Origin of the sequence: Occallatibacter riparius (assembly GCF_025264625.1) — a bacterium.
In the GTDB taxonomy this organism is placed as follows: domain Bacteria; phylum Acidobacteriota; class Terriglobia; order Terriglobales; family Acidobacteriaceae; genus Telmatobacter; species Telmatobacter riparius.
Window position 1 is genome coordinate 2,244,283 of sequence record NZ_CP093313.1, and the last position, 24,980, is coordinate 2,269,262.

At 62.3% G+C, this 24,980-nt stretch carries 17 protein-coding genes; 7 read left to right on the forward strand and 10 right to left on the reverse strand.

What is annotated here, in order from left to right; all coding sequences use genetic code 11:
* Positions 1–22 precede the first annotated feature (22 nt).
* Both MOP44_RS08920 and MOP44_RS08925 read right to left on the reverse strand, forming a co-directional pair.
* On the reverse strand, positions 23–7,210 hold the full coding sequence (locus tag MOP44_RS08920) for a hypothetical protein (RefSeq protein ID WP_260795690.1): 7,188 nt from the start codon (positions 7,208–7,210) through the stop codon (positions 23–25).
* Positions 7,211–7,869: 659 nt separating this feature from the next.
* Complete coding sequence (locus MOP44_RS08925; protein WP_260795691.1) at positions 7,870–8,562, reverse strand: hypothetical protein; 693 nt, start codon at positions 8,560–8,562, stop codon at positions 7,870–7,872.
* Positions 8,563–8,831: 269 nt separating this feature from the next.
* On the opposite strand from MOP44_RS08925, the gene MOP44_RS08930 reads away from it, so the two are divergent.
* Positions 8,832–9,803 (forward strand): isoaspartyl peptidase/L-asparaginase, encoded by a 972-nt coding sequence (locus tag MOP44_RS08930; RefSeq protein WP_260795692.1) that lies wholly within the window; start codon positions 8,832–8,834, stop codon positions 9,801–9,803.
* Positions 9,804–10,083: 280 nt separating this feature from the next.
* Entirely contained in the window at positions 10,084–10,590 is a 507-nt protein-coding gene (locus MOP44_RS08935) for a cupin domain-containing protein (protein WP_260795693.1), read from the forward strand.
* Between the two features lie 20 nt (positions 10,591–10,610).
* On the opposite strand, the gene MOP44_RS08940 is transcribed toward MOP44_RS08935, so the two are convergent.
* Positions 10,611–12,068, reverse strand: a complete 1,458-nt coding sequence (locus MOP44_RS08940; RefSeq protein WP_260795694.1) for a lipase maturation factor family protein — start codon at positions 12,066–12,068, stop codon at positions 10,611–10,613.
* A gap of 150 nt (positions 12,069–12,218) precedes the next feature.
* Between MOP44_RS08940 and MOP44_RS08945 the strand changes: the two genes are divergently transcribed.
* The 4 genes from MOP44_RS08945 to MOP44_RS08960 all read left to right on the forward strand — a co-directional run bounded on the left by MOP44_RS08945 (position 12,219) and on the right by MOP44_RS08960 (position 14,132).
* On the forward strand, positions 12,219–12,470 hold the full coding sequence (locus MOP44_RS08945) for a 4Fe-4S dicluster domain-containing protein (RefSeq protein ID WP_260795695.1): 252 nt from the start codon (positions 12,219–12,221) through the stop codon (positions 12,468–12,470).
* A 137-nt stretch (positions 12,471–12,607) separates the two neighbouring features.
* Positions 12,608–13,471: a prephenate dehydrogenase gene (locus tag MOP44_RS08950; RefSeq protein WP_260795696.1), complete on the forward strand. Its 864-nt coding sequence runs from the start codon at positions 12,608–12,610 to the stop codon at positions 13,469–13,471.
* 33 nt (positions 13,472–13,504) lie between these two features.
* Positions 13,505–13,738 carry a type II toxin-antitoxin system RelE/ParE family toxin gene (locus tag MOP44_RS08955; protein WP_260795697.1) on the forward strand — a complete coding sequence of 78 codons (234 nt, stop codon included), beginning with the start codon at positions 13,505–13,507 and terminating at the stop codon, positions 13,736–13,738.
* A 94-nt stretch (positions 13,739–13,832) separates the two neighbouring features.
* Complete coding sequence (locus tag MOP44_RS08960; protein ID WP_260795698.1) at positions 13,833–14,132, forward strand: helix-turn-helix domain-containing transcriptional regulator; 300 nt, start codon at positions 13,833–13,835, stop codon at positions 14,130–14,132.
* A 32-nt stretch (positions 14,133–14,164) separates the two neighbouring features.
* On the opposite strand, the gene MOP44_RS08965 is transcribed toward MOP44_RS08960, so the two are convergent.
* Positions 14,165–14,644: a type II toxin-antitoxin system VapC family toxin gene (locus MOP44_RS08965; RefSeq protein ID WP_260795699.1), complete on the reverse strand. Its 480-nt coding sequence runs from the start codon at positions 14,642–14,644 to the stop codon at positions 14,165–14,167.
* Entirely contained in the window at positions 14,641–15,363 is a 723-nt protein-coding gene (locus MOP44_RS08970; protein ID WP_260795700.1) for a hypothetical protein, read from the reverse strand. Before MOP44_RS08970 ends, MOP44_RS08965 begins: the two co-directional genes overlap by 4 nt.
* Before the next feature lie 406 nt (positions 15,364–15,769).
* Between MOP44_RS08970 and MOP44_RS08975 the strand changes: the two genes are divergently transcribed.
* On the forward strand, positions 15,770–18,346 hold the full coding sequence (locus tag MOP44_RS08975) for a hypothetical protein (RefSeq protein WP_260795701.1): 2,577 nt from the start codon (positions 15,770–15,772) through the stop codon (positions 18,344–18,346).
* A 522-nt stretch (positions 18,347–18,868) separates the two neighbouring features.
* Here MOP44_RS08975 and MOP44_RS08980 read toward each other — a convergent pair.
* The 5 genes from MOP44_RS08980 to trpB form a co-directional block, all read right to left on the reverse strand.
* A complete protein-coding gene (locus MOP44_RS08980; protein ID WP_260795702.1) occupies positions 18,869–21,037 on the reverse strand; it encodes a sensor histidine kinase in 2,169 nt (722 codons plus the stop codon).
* 290 nt (positions 21,038–21,327) lie between these two features.
* A complete protein-coding gene (aroF, locus tag MOP44_RS08985; RefSeq protein ID WP_260795703.1) occupies positions 21,328–22,344 on the reverse strand; it encodes a 3-deoxy-7-phosphoheptulonate synthase in 1,017 nt (338 codons plus the stop codon).
* Entirely contained in the window at positions 22,341–22,685 is a 345-nt protein-coding gene (locus tag MOP44_RS08990; RefSeq protein WP_260795704.1) for a chorismate mutase, read from the reverse strand. Before MOP44_RS08990 ends, aroF begins: the two co-directional genes overlap by 4 nt.
* A gap of 142 nt (positions 22,686–22,827) precedes the next feature.
* Entirely contained in the window at positions 22,828–23,610 is a 783-nt protein-coding gene (gene trpA / locus MOP44_RS08995; RefSeq protein ID WP_260795705.1) for a tryptophan synthase subunit alpha, read from the reverse strand.
* 105 nt (positions 23,611–23,715) lie between these two features.
* A complete protein-coding gene (gene trpB, locus MOP44_RS09000; RefSeq protein WP_260795706.1) occupies positions 23,716–24,948 on the reverse strand; it encodes a tryptophan synthase subunit beta in 1,233 nt (410 codons plus the stop codon).
* Between the last annotated feature and the right edge of the window lie 32 nt (positions 24,949–24,980).

Sequence of the window (24,980 nt, forward strand, 5' to 3'; positions counted from 1 at the left end):
CATCTCCGCCAAATGCGATGGGTTATGGGCGATAGATCACTTCGTCCAGATTCTGCACAACAGCGCAATAGTCCGTGGCCGTGTCCAACTGGCACGAGGCAATTGCGGACTGGTTCACCGACATATCCAGCGTGCCCAGCGCCGCCCCGGTTCCGGTTGACCCGAAGCTGCTCACGTTGGGATAAACCGTCTGGTGGGTCTGGTCCCCGGCGTTATGAATCTCCAGCTGGTAGCGCGCGTTCAGCGCCCCGGTCGTCTGCTGAACCGTGTCCTGCAGTCCCCCGTTCAAACCCACGCGCAGGATCTTGGTGTCGGAGTTGCTGGGAAAGATCATGTACACCGTCTTTCTCAGGATTCCGTTGGGCCCCATCGTTCCGCCCGCCAAAACCGTGTTCACCAGCGGGATCGCGCTTCCGATGGTCTGCGTGTAAGGACTGTTGCTCCCCGTCGCTGCTACCAGCGTCCCCGGAATATAAGGCACAAATGACGTCGTGGATGGATTGACGAACTCCGTATAGACCTGGCACGTGGTTGTGCTCGAGCAAGTGGCGTAATAAACTCCCGCCAGACCACCCGCCACCGCTCCCGCCGGAAGCCGCAGCCACGCATAGGCGTACTTGAGAGGCAGAGCGGTTCCGAACGTCACCACTCCGTTCGTAGCCACCGTGCCGCTCGGCACCAGAATCACTGGAATCCCTGAAGCCGCTACTGTGATGGGTATGTTCGGCAGTACCGGCCCCGTGCTGCAGATGGGATTCGAGTTCGCGTCCGTTCCCACCAGTTCGCAGTTGGGGATCGCCCCGAAGTTAGCAGGAAAAGCCCACCCCAGCGCGCCCGTGCCGGATGCCTTTGACCACTGTTGCGCGGCCCCGTCGAGCTGGTGGTATACAGATCCCACCCCTGCCGTTACCGAGCCCTGCGGCGACCCGCTCCCCCAACACTCCTCGACGCTGTTCGTGAAGTCTTTGTAGTCGCACCATCTGGTCGTGGTCAGGTCGTCCATATTGCTGGTCGCCGTGATCGTCTTGGTACCCGTCATGCTGCTGCCGCACCCCGGGCACGAGTAGACGGCCCCGTACAAGCCGGTGACGCCGCTGGTATGCGCCCCGCTCAGGCTGATGTTGCCCATCGTGGTCGGCGTGGGCGCGGTCGGCATGGTCCCACTCGTGCCGCTCGCCGCTATCTGCTGGAACCAGTTCCTTGAGGCCGTAAAGTAAGTGTTCTCGCCGCCGCTCGCCGAACTCACCCACAGTTGGTAGCCCGTGGCGCACGCAACCGGAGCCCATACCCAGTTGATAACTGCCTTGCTGTCCGTGCCCGCCGCCGAAACTGCGCTTCCTTCCATGCTGATCGTCGTCGCCGCCGGACAGACTGCCGCAACCCTGGCATAGTAAACCGTGTTATTGGCAAGATTCCCGCCTGTAGCCAGCGTGCCGGCGCCGAAAGGCTGGCCTCCCGGCCCGAAGTTATCCGCCCTGATCAGCACGGCTGGACTTACTGCGCCTGTTCCCGAATATAGGTTCTTCACCGTGATATTGGATACGCTGACATTCTGCGTGTTATATAACTGCACGCCGTAGTTACTCGCGGTCCCGATGCGCCCGTTGCACTGAACGTCCGTTACCCTGATCCCGGAACTCCAACCGAAGTTGACGCACGCGTTTGCGCCGAAATTGGTGGTAGACGCGGATTCCAGTTTCACTCCACTAATCGTCACATTGGTTGCAGCCGTGAGGTTGATGCCTGCTCCCCAATTCTGATTGCCATCCCATCCCGTTCCGGTCATGTTCTGCCCCACCAGTCCGTTGATCACTACGTCTCTCGACCCTGTGCCCTCCACCAGCCACAGCCCGCCGCCCAGCACGCGGCCGAGCCCGTCCGAGCAGGAGTTTCCCGACCATACCGTCCCAATGTTGCCCACTTCCTCGAAACAGGTCTCGCTGATCCCAGAGCCGGTATTCCCGCTCAGCGTTGTGCCCACCAACGCATTTGTCGATATGGCGAATCGCCCGTTCTTGGTCGTATTGTTCGACACCGTGCTGTTGCGCAGGTAGGACAGCTCCATACGGTCGCCAAGGTCTTGCGTCACGCCCGCCGACGCCACGCCCGTCGGACAGGTAACTGTATTCCCCGCGAACGGCTTCAGGATTGACGTGTTCCCGCTGATCACAGCGCCGTCATAGTAGTAATGCGACTGGGTAACCGAGTCGAAATACTCCGACACCTGATACGAGTCTTTGTTCGGGCAGGGATTAGTCGTAGTGTCCGCGACGTTGTTAGTTATCCGCAGACCCGGCAGCGAGTCGGTCCCGTCCGTCGGCGCGTGAGTCATATGGATGCGCATGTTATGGAAACCCGCGCCCGTGCTGAAAGTATGATCGATTGTCAGGTACGGAGTATCGTTGGCGCGGATGTTATACGCCCAGGCGTTCTGGATACTGACGTCTCTGATGGTGGTATAACTTGCCCCCGAAACCCGTATGCTTGCGCAGTCGAAGCTGGCCTTGCAGTTGGTCTCTTGCGGGCTCATTACCCAGCTGCCGTCGGGCCGCCGCGTGCCCGGCGACACCTTGCCGTCCACCGTTCCCTGTCCGAAAACAGTAACTCGGTCCGCGGTGATGTAAATTACATAGGCATGGTCGCCGGACCTCGCGGGCAGCGTCGGGGGCATCTTCAACATGCCGCCTTTGACGATCTCGATGGACTGACCCGGCACGTTCGCTGTGATCGAGGCGACGCAGGTCTGCGCGGGAATGAGCACCGTGCCCGTTCCTGCTGCTGCGATCGTTGCCTGGATCGCGTTCGAGTCATCCGTGCTTCCGTCGCATTTCGCGCCGAAGTTGCGGACATCGTAAACCTGCCCGCCCTTGTCGTAGATCGCGCCCACCGCGGTCGCTGCCGCCAGCGTTCCCGGGAACGAAACCACGTTGTTGATGCCTGCACCCGAGGAGCTCGCAGACGTCGTATTGAGAGCGGCTTGGGCCGCCGCCTGCGCCGCGGAAGCAATGTCCTGAACGCTGTTTGCCGCGGTCAGCGCGGTCTGGGCGTCGGTTACGGCCTGCGATGCGCTGCTTTGGGCCGCGGACGCGGCGGTTTGCGCCTCAGAAGCAAGGCTCTGAACGCTGTTGGCTGCCGCAAGCGCCGTTGCTGCATTCGCAATGCCGGTCTGGGCATCGGCCTCCGCCTGTGTCGCAGCAGATTGCGCACTCGCAGCGGCAGTCCGCGCCGTCGCATCATTGCCTTGCCCATTCAGCGCTGTATCCGCCGCTGCCTGCGCTGCCGCAGCGTTGGTTATTCCTGTCTGCGCGTCCGTCTCGGCTTGTGCACCCGCAGCCTGCGCCGCCCCAGCCGCACTCTGCGCTGCCGCTGCATTAGTGATCCCGGTCTGTGCATCGGTTTCCGCCTGCGTCGCTGCCGCTTGAGCATTTGCAGCCGCACCCCGCGCCGTCGCATCGTTACCTTGCCCATTCAGCGCCGAGTTGGCCGCAGCCTGCGCCGTTGCCGCATTCGCGATCCCCGTCTGCGCATCCCTCTCAGCCTGGGCAGCAGCCGTCTGCGCCGCATCCGCATTTGTAATCCCTGCTTGCGCATCCGTCTCAGCCTTTGTCGTCGCACTCTGCGCCGCTGCTGCATTCGCAATCGCTGCCTGCGCATCGGTCTCCGCCTGCGTCGCCGCAGTCTGCGCATTCGCAGCGGCACCCCGCGCCGTCGCATCGTTGCCTTGCCCATTCAGCGCTGTATCCGCCGCGGCCTGTGCTGTCGCAGCATTTGTAATCCCTGCTTGCGCATCCGTCTCAGCCTTTGTCGCCGCACTTTGCGCCGCTGCTGCATTCGCAATTGCTGTCTGCGCATCCGTCTCAGCCTGCGCTGCTGCCATCTGCGCAGTTGCTGCCGCAGTCCGCGCCGTCGAGTCGTTCGCCGATCCCGTCAGCGCACCTTGCTGCGACGTGGTCTGAACCGAGTTATCCGCAAACGTAACGCCGGTCGTCAGCGTCACGTTTCCTGTTACGTTTCCGGTCAGATCTCCAGTCACATTTCCCGTCACGGTTCCAACAACCGGTCCATTGAACTGCGTCGCCGTCACCGGCCCCGTCAGCGTTCCGCCCGCCAGCGGCAGCGCGCCCAGGTTCGCCAGCGCACCAGCCGCCGTCGCCGCGCCCGTGCCGCCCGCCGTGAGCGGAACCGTCGTAGTTCCCGACAGCGCCGTGCCGTTTGCCGTGTAGTACGCAATCTGCCCCGTCGTGCCGCTTCCCACCATTCCGGATCCGGTACCGCACGGCGTTGTCGTATTCGTGATGTAACCCGAGTTGTCGATCTGCAAACAGTTCTTGCCGCTCGACGAAGCCAGTCCCGGAAGCTTGATCGCCGTCGGCCCCAGAAACGCCGCAGCCAGCGCCGTGCTCGACCCCGAATAGATGTCCGTCTCCGCGCCCGCGCCCGTCTCATAGTTCAGCCGAATATGCCCCGTCGCATTCGACGCATTGATATACGTATCGCCCGAGTTCGTCGACTGGTACGCCTTGAACGAGTCCAGCCCGCCCACCGCCGAATTCAATGCCCAGTTGTTGTACTGGTCCTTCAACAGATACCACTGGCTCGCGCCGTTGTAGTCCTTGTACGTAAACGACCCCTTCTGGCTAGCCGTCGCGCCCGGCCACAGGTAGTAGTCCACCTCCGCGTCAGCGTTGTTGCGCACGCTTAGCGTCCCCGTCGACTGCGCCGTCTGATCGATCAGCATCGTCCCCGTGAAGTGCGCATTGCCGGCCTTGTCAATCGTCGCCACCGTGTTCGATGTCGCACCGCCCGACCCAAACACCACGCCGCCGGTTCCCGCGTTGCTTGACCCGTTAAGGATCACCGCACCCGTTCCCGCCGCGTTGATCACCGTCTGATTGTTCGTGCTCGACTGCCCGTTGTTGTACTGCCCAATTGACAGCCGATTCACGTTGTTCAGCTCATCCAGTACCTGGTAGTACTGAACCCCGCTCGCCGCATCGCTGAGCCCCGTCGTCCACCGGTAGCCGTAGTCGGTTTGGTAGCGATTCAAGTGTCCGCGCTCGGTTCCCGTACCAATGCCCAGCCGGAAATGATTCGTTACCGTCGCGTCCTGCTGCGATCCCCACCAGTCCCCGTTCAGCACATTGAACGACCGGTGGAACGTATCCAGGAACGAGTTCCGCGTACCCTGGTCCACAAGCTTCCCCGTGAACATCGTGCCGCCCGTGATCCAGTTGTTGTAGCTCGATCCCGGATCGGCCTGGATCTGAGTCGTCGAGTTCTCGTTCCGCAGTCCCAGAATCGTGTTGTTCACCGCGCTCGGACCCAGGTGCAGCGCCGTCGCGCACCCCTCCACATCGCCACCCGTAATCGTGTTCCCATCGCCCGCGTTCAGATTGATGCCCACCGTCCCCGCAACCGGATTCCCGTTCTGCGTCGGGCAATCGATATGCATCCGGATAAGCGTCGTCGCATTCATCCAGTCCGTCGTCGCCGGATTATTCACCGTGTGCCCAATCCCGCTGATGCCCGTCTGGAAGCCCGTGATCTGCAGGTCTTCCAGCGTTCCGCCCGCGTAGTTGCCCGTGCCATCAATCGTGATAGCCGTCTGGTTTGCATTGCCCAGCAGGTAGAGCGAAGCCAGCGATACCTCCTGCGCGCGATAAATCGCAATCGCCTTCGCCGCGCTCGATTGCGCAACCGTTGTGTTCAGGGCGGCATTGTCCATCCGGAAGCCCTTCGTATCGGCGCCGAACGTCGGATCGCCAACCTGCAACAGTGCCGTGCTTCCCGAGTAAAGAAAGACAGTGCCGCCCTGTGCGCCACTCGCGGCCGAGGTCCCCCGCGACGCGCATCCGTGGAGTGTGACGTTGCGCGTTCCTGCGGGAACCACGATCGAAGCCGCTGTGGCGATCGTCGAGCACGGCAAATTGATCGTCACATTTGCCGTGCTCAATGTCAGATTCGAAGACATGTTGAGCGACACCCCGAAGTTCCGCGCGTCGCACGTTCCGCCATAATTCGGCTCCAGCGCATTCACGCATGCCTGCAGCCGCGCCCCAAAATCCGATCCCGGAAACTGGTCGACCTGATACACCGCGCCGATCTTCGTGCCCGTTACCGGACCGCTCAATACGCCTCCCGTCAGCGGCAGCGCGCCCAAATTCGCCAGAGCTGCCGCTGCAGTCGAGGCACCGGTTCCGCCGTTTGCCAGCCCAACGGTTCCGGTCACGTTGGCCGCGGTACCGCTCACGTTGCCCGACACATCGCCGGTCACGCTGCCAACTACATTCCCAGTCAGATTTCCCTGTACGTTGCCCGTCACGTTCCCCGTCACGTTCCCAGTCAGTGGACCCGTGAACCGCGTCGCACTCAATGGCCCCGTTAGCGTGCCGCCGGCCAGTGGCAACGCGCCCAGATTCGCCAGCGCTGTCGCCGCGTCCACAGCGCCCGTGCCGCCATTTGCCAAGGCCACCGTTCCTGTCACATTCGCAGCCGTCCCGCTTACGTTTCCGGTCACGTTGCCGGTTACGTTCCCAGACACATTCCCGGACAGATTCCCCGTCACGTTCCCATTCAGAGGCCCTGTAAACTGCGTCGCCGTCACAGAGCCCGAGAGCGTCCCGCCCGCGAGCGGCAGCGCCCCCGCCACCGCTGTGTCGATGTAGTGCTTGTTCGCCGCCTGGTTCGGTGCCGTCGGATCACCCGCCAAATACAGCGGCCCCGTCAGCGTTCCCCCTGTCGGCGTAATCTGGCTCGACACCGCCTGCGCGATCGACTGGTCCACATACGCCTTCGACACCGCCTGCACCGCCTGCGCCGCCGGCATCACCTTCGATCGAATTTGCCCGATCGTCGTCTGCCCGGAATTCGGCACGACCCAGTACTCCGTTGAGGTCGTGCCGTCCGCAAGGTGGTACACCGCCGTGTAGTACAACCCCGCCGGCGTCGCCCCGATGTTCGGCGTCAATGGCACCTGCACCTGCCCATTCGCGGGAATATTCACGTTGATGTGTCCCGCGGCAATCGCCTGTCCTGCCGCGGTCGTAAAGGCCGGCCAGCTCACTTGGAGTGTCCCCGAGACAGGCGAGCCATTGGCCGCGTACACGGTGCCGGTGACCGTCGTGGTCTGCACAGACTGCGCGCGCCCCAACGGCGCGGCTAGAACAAAGGCCAGTGCGGCCATGATCGTAAAAGAGCGAAGGGCTTGCATAATCGGGACTCCTGCGTCGAAAACGAGATCGAAAAACTTGGGTCAAAAGTCGTTGCAAAAAAAAGGGGCTGCCGATCGCAATCGACAGCCCCGTGGGCATTCGGATTTCAAAGGGCCTCGGCGCTTACCGAACCATCGGTGCCTCACCCCACGCCCATGCCTAAAGCGTGAGGGTGAAGCGCCGCCGCTGCCTCCCCCTGCGGCGAACCAACCGAAAGCCGCTCAGGGAGAGGCTCCCCAAAACTCAATGTGTCTGCTTGTGCGCTGCGCTTGACGCTGCCTCCGAAGTGCGCGCAGCGGCGCCATCGGAGTTCAAACGGTGCGGGGCTTGCCCGAACCCCGGTGCCCCACCCCCACGGAAAGGAGGTCGAAACGTGAGGATGAGGCACCACCGCCGCCTCTCCCCGCGGCCGCCGCCAAGCGCCGCGAAAGGGAGAGGCTCTCCGCTAACTCAATGTGTTCACATAGGCTTCGTATCAGGGGCTGCCTTCAGGCAGCCGGCAACACTCAGGTATGTACGGAGCCTGGGCTTCAGCCCCCGAAGGATGCCTCACAGACCGCGAACATTCTCTGCCCGAATCGCAGTTTGACGGGGCCCGGCTTGAGGCGCAGAGTAAGCGCGGCTTTGCAGGTTGCGATAAGCAGCGGACAACATCCGCTCACGGCTTCGCCTCCGCCCCGGACCCTGCCGGCGGGCCCACCATCTCATACTCGGCCTCTTTGATCTCATCCGACTCCGCTTTCGGCTGCTCTGAGCCATCCGTCAGCGCTCCTCGAACCGGCGGACCCATCAACTGCGGCGCCCTGTCGAGCTCCTCAAAGGGCGGTTCCTTGCTCCATTTCTCCGCCATGCTGATGCGCGCCATGGGTGCGGCATTTTCGTTGTAGTTCGCCCGCTCGGCCAGGCTCAAAAGCAGGTCGGCAGCCTCAACGCTGCCGTTCTTGATCATCTCTTCAGAGAGCTTTGCGGCCATCTCCCCGGCTTTTTCCTGGAGTTCGTTGTCTGCGGCCTTGCATAGCAGCTCAGGCCCCTTGTTGCGGCGATGTTGCTCAATTTGGCGATTGTGTTTCCTGTTCGTCCGGCTCATATGCGCGTAAATCTCCCTTTCCGGACTGCTCCCGCAGCGGATGATTGCAGACAATAAAAAACCGGCCATCAAGGCCGGCTCATGTGCTCGGATTATCTGCGGCTCAAAGCCGCGAAGAAGACCTGCGGAAGCGTGTCCGAATGAATGGTCGACGGGGATCGTCCCCATCTGGCCCGGGCGCATTTCCCTATCTATTTTTAAGACTAGCAGATTGAAACAGTAATCGGCAATTATTTTTCCACATTTTTCACTGATTGTTTCCATCAGCTTAGGCCGTTTTTCCACAGGAGGGGGGCTTGACAAGATTTCCACAGGTGCCCCAAAGACGGTGCAATCTTCTCGGGCACGCTGGGCACCGTCTCGCCCAAAAACGCCGTACCTGCCCCCGTCCTGGTGGCTGACTTGCTGACTTGCTCGTCGCATAGCGACGCTGACTTGCTGGTCTGAAAACACCGCAACTCCTTCGATCTGCTTGCTGCCTGATCTCAAACCCCTACCCCCTACCCACTGTCTTTCCGTTATCCTTAACCGTTATGCCGAACGAAAAGCGATCCCCAGTGCTGCTCGTCCACGGCGGCGCCTGGGCCATTCCGGACGCCGATGCGGCCGCCCACCAGGCCGGCGTCCGCCGCGCCCTTGAAGAGGGATGGAAGGTTCTCCAGGGCGGCGGCCCCGCCATGGAAGCCGTCGTCGCCGCCGTCACCGTCCTTGAAGACGACCCCACCTTCGACGCCGGCCGGGGCAGCTTTCTCACCTCCGACGGCGGCGTGCAGCTCGACGCTCTCCTCATGGATGGCGGCCGCATGAAAGCCGGCGGAGTCGCCTGCGTCGAGCGCCTCCGCAACCCCATCCAGGCCGCCCGCCTAGTCCTTGAAGAGAGCCCTCACGTCTACTTCGTCGGCTCCGGCGCCGAAGCATTCGCCCAGCAGCACGGCATGGAACTCATTGACAACGCGGAGCTTGTCCTCGACCGTGAACGCGAGCGCCTCCGCGGGGCCCAGCAGCGCGCCGCTGCGGGCCTGGCCGACGAAACCTTCTCCGGCCACGCCGACGACAAGAGCCCGGAGACCGCCGTGGTACCCCCTCTCGACAGTCATGACACGGTCGGCGCCGTCGCCCTCGATGTAACCGGAAACCTCGCCGCCGGCACCTCCACCGGCGGAACCCTCAACAAAGCGCCAGGCCGCGTAGGCGACTCCTCCCTCATCGGCTGCGGCTGCTATGCCGACAATATGTCGGCCGCCGTCTCCCTCACCGGCTGGGGCGAACCCATCATGAAGTTGGTCCTTGGCAAGTGGGCCACCGACCGCGTCGCCGCCGGCGAAGCCCCCGAACTCGCCGCCCGTGAAGCAATCTCCTACCTCTTTCGCAGGCTTGGCGGCCATGGCGGCATCATCCTCCTCGGACCCGACGGCCGCTTCGGCTTCGCCCACAACACCCCCGCCATGGCCTGGGGCCTCGCCACCCCCGCCGGCATCGAAACCGGCCTCCAATGCACCTCGTAGCGCCGGTCTCCCGGCTTGCGGGAAAGGTTTTTGGGGAACGGGTTTGTATCAGGGCATGACTTCAGTCATGCCGCAAGGCTCTGGTTGGTCTTGGGCTTTAGCCCCCGCCAATGAGGGCTGGCCGAGATGGCCGGGTGCCCCATCCTTCGTGCGGTAGTATCGCGCGAAGGGTGGGAGACCACAAAAGCCCGCCCCTCTCCACAGAGTTGTCTCCCGAGCGCCGAGATTCACTGACTATCGAGACTGACGACTCAAACCGGCGCAGATATACGATAGCCACATGGAAAAGATGCAGCCCGAACAGCTCCTCGCGCGGCTCATCCACGGCAGCCCTGATCCGGCCCCGCCGCGCCGCTCAGAATCGGAGCTCGCAAAGGTTCAGCATTGGACCGCCCCCATCCTCCTCGAACGCTGCGCGTATCTCCGCAAGATGGCCCGCGCCGGCGAAGGCTGGGCCTCCGACACCATCCGCGACTATCCCGGCCACCAGGCGACGCTAGTCGTCCGCCTTCGCAACAGCTCCGCTGAGATGCTCGACGGCGTCGCGCAAATGATCCACGTCCTCGAAGGCCGCGCCACCATCGTCACCGGCGGCCTCATCGAAAGGCCCCGCAAAACCGCTCCCGGCCAAACCACCGGCACCGCCATCCTGGGCGGATCCACCCAGGAACTCCGTCCCGGCGACGTCATCCACATAGCCGGCGGCATCCCCGTCCAGTTCCACGTTCCCAACGAGAAACCCTTCAGCTGCCTTATCTTACAAATCAAGGAAGAGCCGACCACCTGATTACCTGACGACCTCACCACCTAAACTTCTCTCAGCGTCTCCAAACCCACCGCCGCCAGATACGACCCCAGCAACCGCCGCGACCACCATGCCCCATTCACCTTCCTCTCCGCGGCCGTCGTATACGAGTACTGATAGAACTGTGCCCGCACATACGCCGGCGGCGCATCCGGAAATGGATTCCTACGTAACAGCCTGAGAATCGTCGCATCGTTCGTCAGCAGCCGCTTGATGAACCGGAAGAACCACAGTTTGTGCCCGTAAACGTGTATGCCATGCGACGTAACCGCCACGCCAAACGGCAGGAACCAAACCATCCAGTCCAATCGCAGATGATACGGCGCAACCTGCGGCGGCGTGCGCCGCACATCGCCCGGCTTGCCCTTGAACTCGTACTCCTTCCACTCCGTCGCCGCCGTCAGCACCGCATCGGCCGTGCCTTCAATCACCACCTCATAGCGCTCTTTCGACACATTGCCGAACGCCCCATATGCGCCCACCAGGTGGAACCGGTTGTAGCTGTAGTTCATCATCTGGTCTTTCGAGATCAGGTTGAGCGTCGGCTGAATCGACATCGCCGTCGTCGCCAGTGCCAACGCCCACAGCACCACGTCCCATGCCAACGGTCTCGCCCCGAAGCCAGAGCCCGCATAGCGCAGCAGATGCCCATCAAACGCCGAGAAGCCCAGCACCACCGTGAGCCAGTTCAGCCATGAATAGTTACCACTGATGATCAGGATCAGCTGCTGCGAAACCAAAATCACTCCGGCGATAAACGCTACCGGCTGCGGCGCAAAAAGGAAGAACGGCGCAACCACCTGCACGAAGTGGCTGTAGCCCGCCGAGAAGCGATGAACCGGCTTTGGAATCCAGTGGAAATACCAACTCAACGCGTTGGGCAGCGGCTGCGTCTCATAGTGGTAGTACATGCAGGTCAGGTCGCGCCAGCACTGGTCATGCCGCAGCTTGATCAGCCCGGCCCCCATCTCCGTGCGGAACAGCATCCACCGCAGAATCAGGATCGGAATCACCGAAGGCCGCACATGCGCCGGCCCAAGAAAAGCAGTGAAGAAGCCCGCCTCCAGCAGCATCGACTCCCACCCAAACCCAAAGAACGTCTGCCCGACGTTCACAATCGATAAGTACAGCGCATAGAGCACCAGCCACGCGCTCACTGAAACCCAGATCGGCCCCGCGTCGGTAATCCCCGCCAGCGCCAGCACGGAGAGGACAACCCCGCTCCACGCCACCGCATCCGCCAGCCCATCCGAGTAGCGCCAGTGAAACAAGCTCGGAGCCTCGCGGAACGAAACACGCCGCAGGAATTCCGGCACCGGCAGCAGCCCGCGCTCCCCCAGCAGCGGCTTGAACTGGTTCAGCACCGTGAGGAACGCGACCAGGTAAATTGCCGCCATACCGCGCTGCACAAGCAGCCGCGCGAGCGTTAGATCGCCGAAGTAATTCGTGAGCAAGTGCATATGCCCCCTCGGCCGCTTTCCAGTCGCTTGCTTGGATGATGGTTCGGGGACTGGCGTCCCGTTTCGGGCAGCCGTAAAGCGCCTGTGATTGGAGTCACGGCCCCCACCGCGCACGGCTCCTTAGTCTGGTAGCGAGGAGATTCCGGCTTTATGGCTTACGTCATTACAGATGTGTGCAAGAAAGACTTTGTCTGCGTGGAGCAGTGTGCCACCGCGGCGATCGCCCCCATGCAGGGCGACCCAAAGGCGGGAACCGTGTCGCAGGTCTACATCAATCCCGACGAGTGCATCGACTGCGGCAACTGCGCCGCCGTCTGCGAACCGGGCGCCATCTTCGCCGAGTCCGAGCTGCCCGCCGACAAGGCTCACTTCGCCGAAAAGAACCGCGCCTACTTCAACTAATCGCAAAACCGTTACTGGCTTCTCAGCAAGGCTCTCGCGTCAGCGGGAGCCTTTGCCATTCATCCACAGCCAACCCCGCTGCCACCGCTACCTGCGCTCCAGCAGCTATCTGCGCTCGAGCAGCATAGACTTGAACCATGATCCAGCGCATCGCCATCCTGGGCACCGGCCTGCTCGGCACGTCTGTCGGCCTCGCCCTCCGCGCCTCCGGCTTCTCCGGCTCCATCAGCGGCTGGAACCGCAGCAAAGCCGGCGCCGAGCAAGCCCTCGCGATGCGCGCCATCGATTCCATCGCCCTTGACGCCATCGAAGCCGCGCGCCAGGCCGACATCACGCTGCTGGCAGTCCCCATTTACGCCACCCTCGATCTCATGGAGCAGCTCTCCACCATCCTCACCCCCAGCCAGCTCCTTACCGACGTAGGCAGCACCAAGGGCCAGATCACCGCCGCCGCCGCACGCCTCTACAACAAGCCGGACCGCGCCGCTTTCCTTCCCGGTCACCCCATGGCCGGAAAAGAGCGCGGTGGCGCTGAACTCGGCGACGCTAACCTGTTCCGCAACGCCGTCTGGCTCTTCACCGACGATCCTTCCGCACAGCGCTCCGCAACCGGCGCGGCCCTCGTCCAGGCCTGGCGCGAACTCATCGTGCAGATGGGCTCGCGCACCATCGACATCGATCCCGCCCGCCACGACGAAATGGTCGCCTGGGTCAGCCATCTTCCGCAGTTCACCGCAACCGCCCTCAGCGCCCTGCTTGAAGAGGAAGTCGGTGACGCCCCCGAGCTTAAAGACGTAGGCGGCCGCGCCCTCCGCGAGATGACCCGCCTCGGCGCCAGCCCGTTCTCCATGTGGCGTGACATCGCCGCGACCAACACCGCCGCAATAGAAAAAGCGCTGCTCGCCCTTGAGCAGCGCCTCACCTACCTTCGCGAGAACCTCCGCGAACCCGCCCTCCGCCAGGAGTTCGAACAAGCCAACAAGTTCCGCAGCGGCTCCTGATTCGCCTTGAAGTTTTTTCGTTTTTAGACGACCATGACAAAGTACGAGCTCCGAAACTACATCACGGCGGACGGCAAGGACATCGTATCGCGCTGGCTGTCAGGACTCCGTGACAGGGCTGCCCGAGTAGCCATCGACCGTCGTCTGAACCGCATCGAGAACGGTAATTTCGGCGATCACAAGTTCTGCCAGGATGGAGTTTGGGAGCTGCGCGTCGACCTCGGGCCTGGATACAGGGTCTACTATGCGCTCATGGGCAGCAGATAGTGCTTCTCCTTTGTGGCGGCGACAAAGGCAGCCAGAGCGTTGATATCGCACGCGCTTGCGCATACTGGCAGGATTGGCAACGGAGGTCCGCATCATGAGAGATATAGCCCACGACGACGCCATGGCCGAAACATTCCGCGATGACCCTCAGTACGCCGTCGATTTTCTGAACGCCATCCTTGCGGACGGCGACCAGGCCGAGCTCCTCATTGCGCTTCGTCAGTTAGCCAAGGCCTTCGGAGGCGTCCAAACAATCGCCGAGAAAGCCGACCTAAACCCCACACAGCTTTATCGCACCCTCTCGAGCGAAGGCAATCCAGAGCTAAAGAGCCTCTCGGCAATCCTCAGGGCGATGGGTTTCAGGTTGGCTGTGGAACGTGTCAAAGCCGCCTAGCGGCTACTCGGCATCATCATCGCTAATCGCCTCTAAACCGTCTCAGCTTCCTTGGCCGGCTCAGGCTCCAGCGTACGGTTCACAACCTGCAGCCCCTCAGCCTTGGCCGCTTCCAGCAGCGTCTTCGATGCCGACACAAAAATGACATCCGTCCCCTGGAACATGTCCCGCGCCACCAGGGCAGCGCTCAACTGCAGCGCATCGGGCCAGCGCAGCACGCGCCTATCCAGCAGTTGCCGCGCGCACTCCAGCACCGCCGGATTCAGCGGCTCCTGCACCGTTCGCGCAGCCTCAAGCCTAAGAATCTCCAGCGCCGCCGAGGCGTCCTCGTGGCTGATTCCGCCGGCGCGCTCCCGCTTCCGGATCGCCGCGTACACCTCCAGCGGCGTCGAAGCGGCAATCAGCTTGCGATTGTCCTCCACGCTCTCCATCAGCCGGATGAGCGCGTCCGTGCCCGGCTCCCGCACAAAGAGCTTGGCGAAAGCCGTGGCTTCCAGGAAATAGCAGCTCACAGAACCCCCCGCTCCTCTTCAAGAACGGCGGTGAGTGTCTCCCCGTGAACCGCCACGGGATGGAAGCGCTGCGCCTCTTCGGGAATGCCCGCTTCGGCGCGGTTCAACCGAATCGTCGTCGTGGGATACGCCGGCGTCTTGGGATTGGCAATCTTGCTGGTCAGCACGACGCCCCGCTGAATCGCCTCTGCCAGGATCGCCTGCCGCGACTCCGGATTCTGGTTCCAGCGGTACGATTTGCGCGGCAAAAACGAGTCGCGGAACCACTTCAGAGCGATGAAGGCGTGTCCGCCGCGCTCGGCCTCAGCCAGGGCATTGCATAGTTCCCGAACGCGTGCATCCAGATCTGCGGGCACCATTGGCTCTGCAACCTCATCCTCATCGGCATCATGCTCGGCCGCCGCTGGCCGGGCCGCTGTACGCACCGTGCGCGGAGCCGCCTCTTCTCCGCCAATCCGCTCAAAATAGATGCGGACCTCATCCTCTTCCGGCGACCACGTCTCCGCGGTGGCGTTGCGGCGCTTGCTCCGCCCATTCTCGCTACATAACTCCACGATCGCCTGGTATCCCGGAGGCGCCAGAAAGCGAAGCGCGCGCACAAGGCCCGGATCCTGCGAGTAAGACAGCTCGTTCAAGGCCTCTTCAATAATTTCTTCTGCATCAGGAATACTAAGACTGCTTACATCTACGCCGGCTTGCGCCACTCTCGCTGATTTCATACTTTCCTTCTCCGTATACCGCAACTCCGACTACCTGAATCTACGGCCGCGCCTCCAAGCCGGGCGGCCTGGACTCTTGGCGCAAAATAGGCAACGCTCGGGGGGTCGAGTCGTGCACGTATTGAATGCGCGTTCACCGCACTCCCAGTGTCGCTATCTAGGGAAATGCCCGGAACTCCTTCCCGAGCCCAAATATCCAAATGTGTGATGGTTTTGAAAAAAACAACTGACCAACAGAATTGGTTCTACTTAATCGACTGGATACTAACCTCACGGTAGTGTATATGATAATTTCGGCCTCGGTCATCCAGAAAATTATCGATATTTTGCAATTTACACCCTATTCCGCGCACGGAACCGCCTCGCGCGGTTTGGCTCAGCTTGCCGGTCCCCGTAAAATAAGGTCATGCGTCGTACTTTGCCGCTGCTTCTCGCGGCCCTGGTGTCCTTCTCTGCCCTGCTTCATGCCGATGGCCCTGCGTTCGACCTTGCCGGACCTAAAGTGGATGTCCACGTAAAGCGTGGCGACATCACACTGCCCGTTGGCCAGACCGCCAACCTTATGCCCGGCGACCGCCTCTGGATACACCCCGACCTGCCGGAGAGCCAGTCCGCTCATTTTGTTCTGGTTGTGGCCTTCCTTCGGGGGGCCACGAACCCGCCGCCGAACGACTGGTTCACGCGCGTGGAGACATGGACCCGCGCTGCCCGTGAAGAAGGCGTCTTCGTCACCGTGCCCAAAGAGGCCCAGCAGGCCCTCGTCTTTCTGGCGCCCGAAACCGGTGGTGACTTCGCCACCTTGCGCCGCGCCGTCCACGACCGCCCCGGCGCTTTTGTCCGCGCCGCCCAGGATCTTCAGGCCGCAAGCTGGGAGCGCATGCGCCTCGACGACTACATCAACGAGGTCAAGACCGGAAACCAGGCCGACCCCAAGGCTTACAAGGAGCGCGCCGAACTCTCCGCACGCTCCCTCGGCATTCGCATCCAGCAGCAGTGCTTCGACCGGCCGGTGGAGCAGCAGGCTTCCTGCCTGTCGCAGCATACCGAGGGCATGGTGCTCGACGACGCCAACGCCCAGAACCTTGTCGGGCAGATCGCCAACGGTTCCACCGCTGACCTGATGAACCAGATCAGCTACTCGCATCTTGGCGGGGGTGGCATGTACAGCCCCTACATCGGCGCAATCGTCGATATGGCCAAGATCCTCTCGTCGCTGCACACCGCGCGCTTCCAGTACATCCCCGCGCTGGCGTTGCCGACAAAGGACACGCTTAACCTCCGTCTCAACGAGCCCCCCTCGTTCCGCGATCCCAAGTCGGTTGTCGTGGTCGCGCTTCCGCCCGTCGGCCCCTCCAAGGCGCCGCCACTGCACCCGCTGAATCCCAACGAGACTCTCTGTGCGCAAAAGCCCGAGCTCGTGTTCTCAGCCGATAACGCCCCGCTGATCTTTGGCACCGCAATCGCCCGTGAGCTCAAGCTCCGCATTGAGGGCCCCAGCAACTTCTCCATCGACATTCCAGCCATGGCTGATCCTGCGCGTGGCGGCGTGGTTCCCTCGTCCGATCTGCCCAAGCTGCCTGGCGGCGAGCTCACGGCTACGGTACTGGGCAAGTGGGGGTTCGACGACTTCGAAGGCCCTCGCTACAAAATGCTCTCCGCCGCGCCAGGCAAGTGGACCGTCGCTTCGGATGATCAGTCCGCCCTCATCGTGGGCCGCGACGACACGTTGCACATCCATGGCGACAGCAATCTCTGCGTCTCCAAGATCGAGCTGGCGGGTGATAAACCCCTTCCGCTGACCTGGAAGTCGCCCAAGCCCGAGACCATGCAGGTCGACGTCCCGATGAAGGACGCCACCCCCGGCCCCATCTCCATCCGCATCCATCAGTACGGGGTAGAGAAGCCGGACGTCATCAGCCTCAATGCCTACGCCGAAGCCGCGTCGCTCGACAGCATCAGCCTCAACGTGGGTGATCAGACCGCGACGCTCAAAGGCACGCGGCTCGATGAAGTGGCAAAGGCTTCCTTCGGCAAGATCGACTGGTCGCCCGACAAGCTCTCGCGCGTGCAGGACTTCGACCAGCTTACGCTCAAGACCGCCGCGTCCACATCAGAACTCGACCCCGGCACCCGGCTCAGTGCCAAGGTTTCGCTGCGCGATGGCCGCGAGCTAAAAGTGCCTGTGCACGTCGATTTGCCGCGGCCGCAGGTCTCGTTGATGAGCAAAGGCGCGCAGGACGCCGACAGCACCACCCCCTCACCTGTCCACATGGGCAGCCCCGACGATCTGCCCCTAAGCGGCAAGGTTGTCTTCTTCCTAAAATCGGAGGTTCCGCAGAAATTCCCTCGCAATCAGAAGGTCGAAGTCGCGGCCGACGATGGCAGCTTCTCGACCACGCTCTCACTGGCCGACGGATCCCTGATGCTGGAAGACGCCCGCACTGCGATCGGCACCGTGGAACCGATGGCCAAATTCGGCGCATCGGCCTTTGGGCCCATCAGCGCCCGGGCAGTCTCTGCTGACGGCGTTCCCGGCGGCTGGATGCACCTCGGCACCATCGTCCGCGTTCCCACGTTCAGAGACCTGCGCTGCCCGCATTCCACCGCGAAGCCCTGCACTCTGAGCGGATCAAACCTGTTCCTGGTCGACTCCATCGCCGCCACCCAGGACTTCAGCAATGCCACCGAGGTTCCCACCGGCTTCACCGGCGCTCAGTTGACCGTGCCCCATCCGGTGAACGGGACGCTCTATCTCAAGCTCCGCGACGATCCGGAGATTGTGCAGACGCTCAGCCTGCCGGTAACCCCGATCGGCCCCCTCCCCGTGCCGGCGGCCGCCGTTGTCGAGCCGAAATCAGCCGAGCCGAAATCAGCCGATCCAAAGGCTGAAGCGAAGCCGGCCGATACTCCAGCGAAGTCCGACGCCAAACCCGACGCCAAGCCGGACAAGCCCGATACGAAGGTCCAGCGCGAGGAGCAGTAAACCGCCTCAATCAGCAGAGAGTACGAGCGACGCCGCCATGGCGCCCCGGTAGGGGCGACACGAGAATAGCCCCGGCCAGGTCCGAGTGGTGCGAGGACCTGTCCGGGGTTCCAGCGCCACACCACTCGCGCGCACCTCATATCCCGGCGGAACCCCGCGAACCGGCCCCCCTCTGCACGTACTCACAACCGAAAACTGGCAACTGCAACCGTGACCGCGATCACAGACCCGCATATCGGAACGATCTACTCTGCTTGCAGACGGTTGGAGTGTCTTCCGGCGCCGTTTCTTGAACAAAAATCAGCGCCTGTTTACTAGAAAATTAGCTACCCCTCCCCCTGTTTTTACTTCTCCATATATTCGCTTTTTAGATCAACGTCTCTATCTAACTTTCATTTCAACAATGAGTTATGCTGATACAAAAATTCATATGCCGTTGAGCCATTTTTTCGGATCTGCAATCGACAATGTTACCTCGTAGTAAACAGCCGGAGCCCTTTTCCCATCAGGATAGCCATCAGACTAGCCGGCCGCAGTCGCAACGGGATTATCTTCTGTGCCGGTTTCGGGGAACCGATTCGTAGTAAGCGGAACGATGGCCAGGACTCTCGTCCCGGCTCCTGGCTGCGACTCGACCGACAGGCTGCCGCGCACCAGGTGCGCTCGTTCCTGCATGCTCAGAAGTCCCAGCCCGCCGCTTCGCATCACCGCCTCGAGATCGAATCCAACGCCCCAGTCCTGAACCTCGAGAAGGATTTCCCCCGCCGTCCCGCTCAGCGCGACCGCGAAGTTCGCGCTCTGGCTGTATTTGACGGCATTGCGCAAAGCTTCCTGGGTGATCCGGAAGAGGGTGATTGACACGTCCTGCGGCAAAGTTCTGGGCACGCCCTCTTCTTTGAAATCGATGTGGACACTGTACTGCTTCGAGAACTCGCCGCAAAATCCTTTGAGAGCGGCTGCGAGGCCCAGGTGGTCGAGCTTCGACGAGTGAAGCTGGTGCGAGAGGCCCTGCACATCGGCAGCAATCTCCACGCAGTATTCCCGAATGTCGTGCAGACTGTCTTTCGATCCGTTACGGTTCACTTGCTCGAGGCGGACCGACAGAACTGCGAGTCGCTGGCAGATGTCGTCATGAAGCTCGCGGGCGATACGGCGGCGCTCGTCTTCCTGCGCTCCAATGAGACGCCCGCTGAGATCGCGCAGGGCTTGCTGCGCGAGCTTCTGATCCGTAATATCCACGACCGAGCCGATGAACCCGGCAAACGATCCCTCACCATCGAAGCGCGGCGTGGCGAGATTGAACACCCAGCGGTAGACTCCATCGCTGCGGCGCAGGCGGTACTCGCAGGAGTAGGGCGCGTGATCTCTCAGCGAATTGGTGTAGTCAAGCTGCACCCGTGCCCGGTCGTCAGGATGGACGTATTCCATCCACGTATCGCCGAAGCCTGCGGTGGTGTCGCCACCGGTGTACTCGAGACGCCGGCTGTTCAGATAAGTGGTAGTGCCATCGGGGCCGCACATCCAGATGAGCGCCGGAGTAGTCTCCGCCAGCATACGGAAAAGTTCTTCGCTCTCGCGCAAAATGGCTTCAGCCCGGCGCTTGCGCCGGCGCTGCCAAAGCAGCCCAGCGATGAGAAAGGCCTGAATAACGATCACGGCCAATGCCGCGAGAATGTACTTCCGATAGACCGCCCACAGCGGCGGCGGCCGATAGAGAACCAGACTTCCAGGCGGCAGAGCCGACCCCGAGATGTGCCAGCGCTGTAGCTGACGCCAATCGACCATGACTTGACGGCCGGAGTCCTCGATGACCGGGGCAGCGGTCTCGGATTGCTTTCCGGAAAGGATGCGCGCCGCGGCTTCGCCTGCCCATGCCATGTTCGCGTTCCAGTCAGCATAGACTCCGCCCACGCAGCCGCGATCGAGACAAAGCGTGTGGAACGCCGAATACGTGGGGAACCGCTTGGTGGCTTCCGCAAGGACGTCGTTCGCGTCCACAGGTCTTTCGACCCCACCTTCAGGGGCCATCTGGAAGAGAACCACGGTGTGAGGAGGCAGGGAGTCGATGCTCCGGAGCATCTCCGCGCTGGGAGTCCCGACCAGGTCGATCTCTTTCACCTGGTCCTGGTGACGAAGAATCTCGGCATGCGCGAGCGCCCACCAGAGTTTCGTTGTCGTATCGATGACAGCGATGGTGCGCGTGTCGGGATGGAGGCGAAGGGCCAGATCGACGGTGGACTGAATGTCCGCTGATTCCGTTCTGCCCACCATTCCCGGCAGCAGATGGATCTCTGCCAGCTCGTCTTTGCTGAGACCGTAGAAAACCACGGGCAGGCCGGGAAAGATCTTGTCGCGGTATCGGGTGGCGAAATCGAGAGCATCAGGAGACGCCACGATGATGAGGTCGAGCTTGACCTTGCTGTAGCCGCGGCGAAGCGTCTCCGCAAGGCTATCCAGGTAAGATGCCCCCGCCCATGCCTGTTCGAAATTGCCGTAGATATAGGAGACGTAGACGTTTACCTGGCCCGCATAGTGCGCCTGCATGGCGTGTTCAATCTGGCCGAGGTCACTGGTTTGATTTGCCGAGCTGAAGATGACAAGTATGTTCTTCGCGGTCTTCTGCGCAAAACCCGGTGCGCCGCTGAGCAAGCTGATGAGGATGGCAAGAATCGCAAGGCACGCATAGCGCACCCCGGCTCCGCTCCGACCTGAGGTATCAGACAGCTCCGCAACCGGCGGCGTGGTCATAGGCTCTACCCGCTGTAATCGTGTGGGGGACTGTTTGTAGTTGTCGCCGACCTCGTCCGGCTGGTCGTACGCGCGCCGATCTAGTTTTTTGGTGGGCCCGGACCAACTTGGATTACTGAGTATACGCGCAGTCCAAGCGGAAAGTCTCAGAGTGGAAATAGCGGGCTGGCGGCCTGGAACGGCTCCCACCCTTCGTGTTGAGCGAAGGGCGGGTTCCTGGTGAAGTAGCTTGCTTAGAAGCTGCGCCCGACGGCGGTCGCGATAAGCCGCAACTCGCCCATGAGCGTGTCGAACTGGTCGCAGTAAAGCGTCTGCGCGGCGTCGCTGGCGGCCTTATCAGCGTTGGGGTGCACTTCGACGATGATCCCATCGGCGCCTGCCGCCACTGCTGCGCGGGCCAGCGGAGCAACGAGATCGCGGCGGCCGGTTCCGTGCGAAGGGTCGCCAATGATAGGCAGGTGCGAGAGCTTCTTCACAATGGGAATCGCGGAGATGTCCATCGTGTTGCGCGTGGCAGTTTCGTAGGTGCGAATACCGCGCTCGCAGAGGATTACTTCGTAGTTGCCGCCCGACAGGATGTATTCGCTCGAGAGCAGTAGCTCCTCAATCGTGGCGGCAATGCCGCGCTTCAGCAGGATGGGTTTGCGGATCTGCCCGAGATCGCGCAGCAGATTGAAGTTCTGCATGTTGCGTGCGCCTACCTGAAAGAGGTCGACGTAAGGCAGCATGGGCTCGATCTGCGCGATCTCCATCACTTCGCTAACGACGAGGAGGCCGTGCGCCTCGGCGGCTTCGCGCATCAGCTCCAGGCCCGGAATGCCCATGCCCTGAAAGGCGTATGGCGAGGAGCGGGGCTTGAAGGCTCCGCCACGCAGGAACGTACCGCCTGCGCCCTTGACCCGGCGCGCCGTCTCGAAGATCTGGTCGCGGTTCTCAATCGAACAAGGCCCGGCCATGGCGACGACACGCCGGTTGCCCACCTTGACGCCGTTGCGGAACTCGATGACGGTGCCCTCAGGGCGGAAGCTGCGGCCGGCTAGCTTGTAGGGCGAGCTGATGCGGTGAACGTGACTGACTCCAGGCATAATTTCGAACTTGGCTAGCTCAAGCGACGAGGTGCGGCCCACAGCGGCGAGAATGGTCTGCATCTCGCCGGTGGTGCGGTGAACTTCAACTCCGGATTCGACGAGCGCGGCGATTACGGCGTCGATCTGCTCTTCGGTGGCTTTCTCCTGCATGGCGACGATCATTGCTTTTCTGTCTCCGGTGCTTGTGCACCTGTTTGCCCTGCGGCGAGTTTCGCCATTTCCTGGGCGTGTCGTTCTGAAGCCAGTTCGTTCCGCTGCAAGGCCCGCATGACGTCGATGATGCGCTCGTAGATGTGGGTCAACTCGATATCAGGGAGTGGTCCCCGGTTGGCCGCGCGAACATTGGCGTAGACCAACTTTTCGCGATTCGGCTCGTAGACCGGCAGCGAGGTGGCGGCCTTGAGATGGCCTACCATCTGCGCCGCGCTGGCGCGCTCATTGAGTAAATCGACCAACTGGCGGTCAAGAATATCGATGCGTTCCCGTAGTTCTTCCAGCGTCATCTTCGGAATCCTCTGCGTGAGCCTTGAGCGTGGGACGAGCCTCGACCTTGTAGCCGGCAGCCTGTAGCTGATGCTCCGCGGAGCGAACAGGCGCGGGGTCGCTACAGGCTGCGAGCTACAGGCTACTGGCCTGTGGCTTCTCTCACCGGGCCAGCGCCGTGCTGCTTTGGCGCAGGCCCTTGATAAATCGGGCCACTGCGCCGGGCGCTGTTTCCGGCGTGGATCGCTCAATGAGCTCCACGATCGCGCTGCCGATCACCGCTGCCTCAGCAAACTCCGCGACCTGTGCGACGTGGTCCGCGTTGGAGATGCCGAAGCCGACAGCCACCGGCAGCTTGCTCCATCGATGGATACGGTCGACCAGCGCGGAGGCATCGGCGGTCATGGACTGCTGCTTGCCAGTGATGCCGGTGCGTGAGATCGCATAAACGAAGCCGCGCGAGTGCCCGGCGATGGCTTCGAGGCGCTCGTCGGAACTGGTTGGCGCGGCGAGAAAAACGGGCGCGAGGCCGGTGCGATCCATTTCCCGCAGGTACTCGGCAGATTCTTCGACGACCATATCGATCACCAGTACGCCGTCCGCGCCCGCGGCTTTCGCGTCATCGGCAAAGCGGGCGAGTCCATAACGCAGGATCGGATTCAGATACGTGAAGAGGATGAGACCGGCTTGAGGGCGTGCGGCGCGGATCGCTCGGGCGACTTCGAGGACGTCTGCGAGCTTGACGCCGCGCGAGAGGGCGCGCTCGCTGGCGCGCTGGATAATGGGGCCGTCGCCTAGAGGATCGGAGAAAGGGATGCCGAGTTCGATCACGTCCGCGCCGGCGTCGATCGCTTCAATGGCGATGGCGCGTGAGGCGTCGAGACTGGGGTCGCCGGCCGTGATGTACACGACGAGACCCGGCTTCTGATCGAAACGAATAGGCATCTTTCCCTGTCTAAAAGGGGCACAACTGTTCGCCGTGCCGCTGTCCTGTTTTGAAAGGGCACGGCTTTAGCCGCGCCGTTGTCCAAGCGAAAAACTGTCGGGGCTTTAGCCCCTGAGGGATGTCGCTCCCTCCAGCTTCAGCTCCTGGGCGATGATGCCCATGTCCTTGTCGCCGCGACCGGAGAGGTTCACTACCAGTATGTCATGGGGATTCATTGTGGGAGCTAGCCGAAGCGCCTCAGCCACCGCGTGCGCGGACTCGAGCGCAGGAAGAATCCCCTCTGTCCGGGCGAGCTTGACGACGGCTTCGAGCGCCCGCGCGTCGTCGCATGAGGTGTACTCGGCGCGGCCCGTGTCGTGGAGCATGGCGTGCTCAGGTCCGACCGAGGCGTAGTCAAGACCTGCCGATACGGAGTGGGTCAGCGCGATCTGGCCATTGTCGTCTTGGAGAACATAGCTGAAGGTCCCCTGCAGGACGCCGGGTACTCCGCCCGAGAAGCGCGCGGCGTGCTCGCCCAGCGCGGTGCCGCGGCCGCCGGCCTCGACTCCGATCAGGCGAACATCGCGATCCGGGATGAATTCGTAGAACGCTCCGATAGCGTTCGATCCGCCGCCCACGCAGGCTACGACGGCGTCCGGCAGGCGGCCTTCACGCTCCAGGATCTGCTCCTTCATTTCGAGGCTGATACAGCGCTGGAAGTCGCGGACGATGGTTGGATAGGGGTGCGCGCCGAGGGCGCTGCCGAGGATATAGTACGTAGTCCGGACGTTCGTGACCCAGTCCCTCATGGCCTCGCTGATGGCGTCCTTGAGGGTCTTCGATCCTGACGAAACGCCCCTAACTTCCGCGCCGAGCAGGCGCATCCGGAGCACGTTGAGCTCCTGGCGGGCCATGTCGACTTCGCCCATGTAGATGACGCATTCCAAACCAAGAAGCGCGCAGACCGTGGCCGTGGCGACACCGTGCTGGCCCGCGCCGGTTTCCGCGATGATGCGCTTCTTGCCCATACGTTTCGCGAGCAGCCCCTGCCCGAGGGCGTTGTTGATCTTGTGCGCGCCGGTGTGGAGGAGGTCCTCGCGCTTGAGGTAGATTTTGGCGCCGCCAAGGTCTTCCGTCAGGCGCTTGGCAAAGTAGAGCGGCGTTGGGCGGCCGGCGAAGTCGCGGAGCAGGTCGGCGAGTTCCTGCTGGAAATCGGCGTCGGCCTTTGCGATTTCGTACTCGCGCTCCAGCTCCTGCAGGGCTGCCATCAGGGTCTCAGGCACGTAGCGGCCACCATAGATGCCGAAGCGGCCGGGGCGCGACTCCGAGGGTGCTGAGGGAAGAATGACGGATGACATGATGAGGCCTCCTGCGCGAATGACCGAAGGGG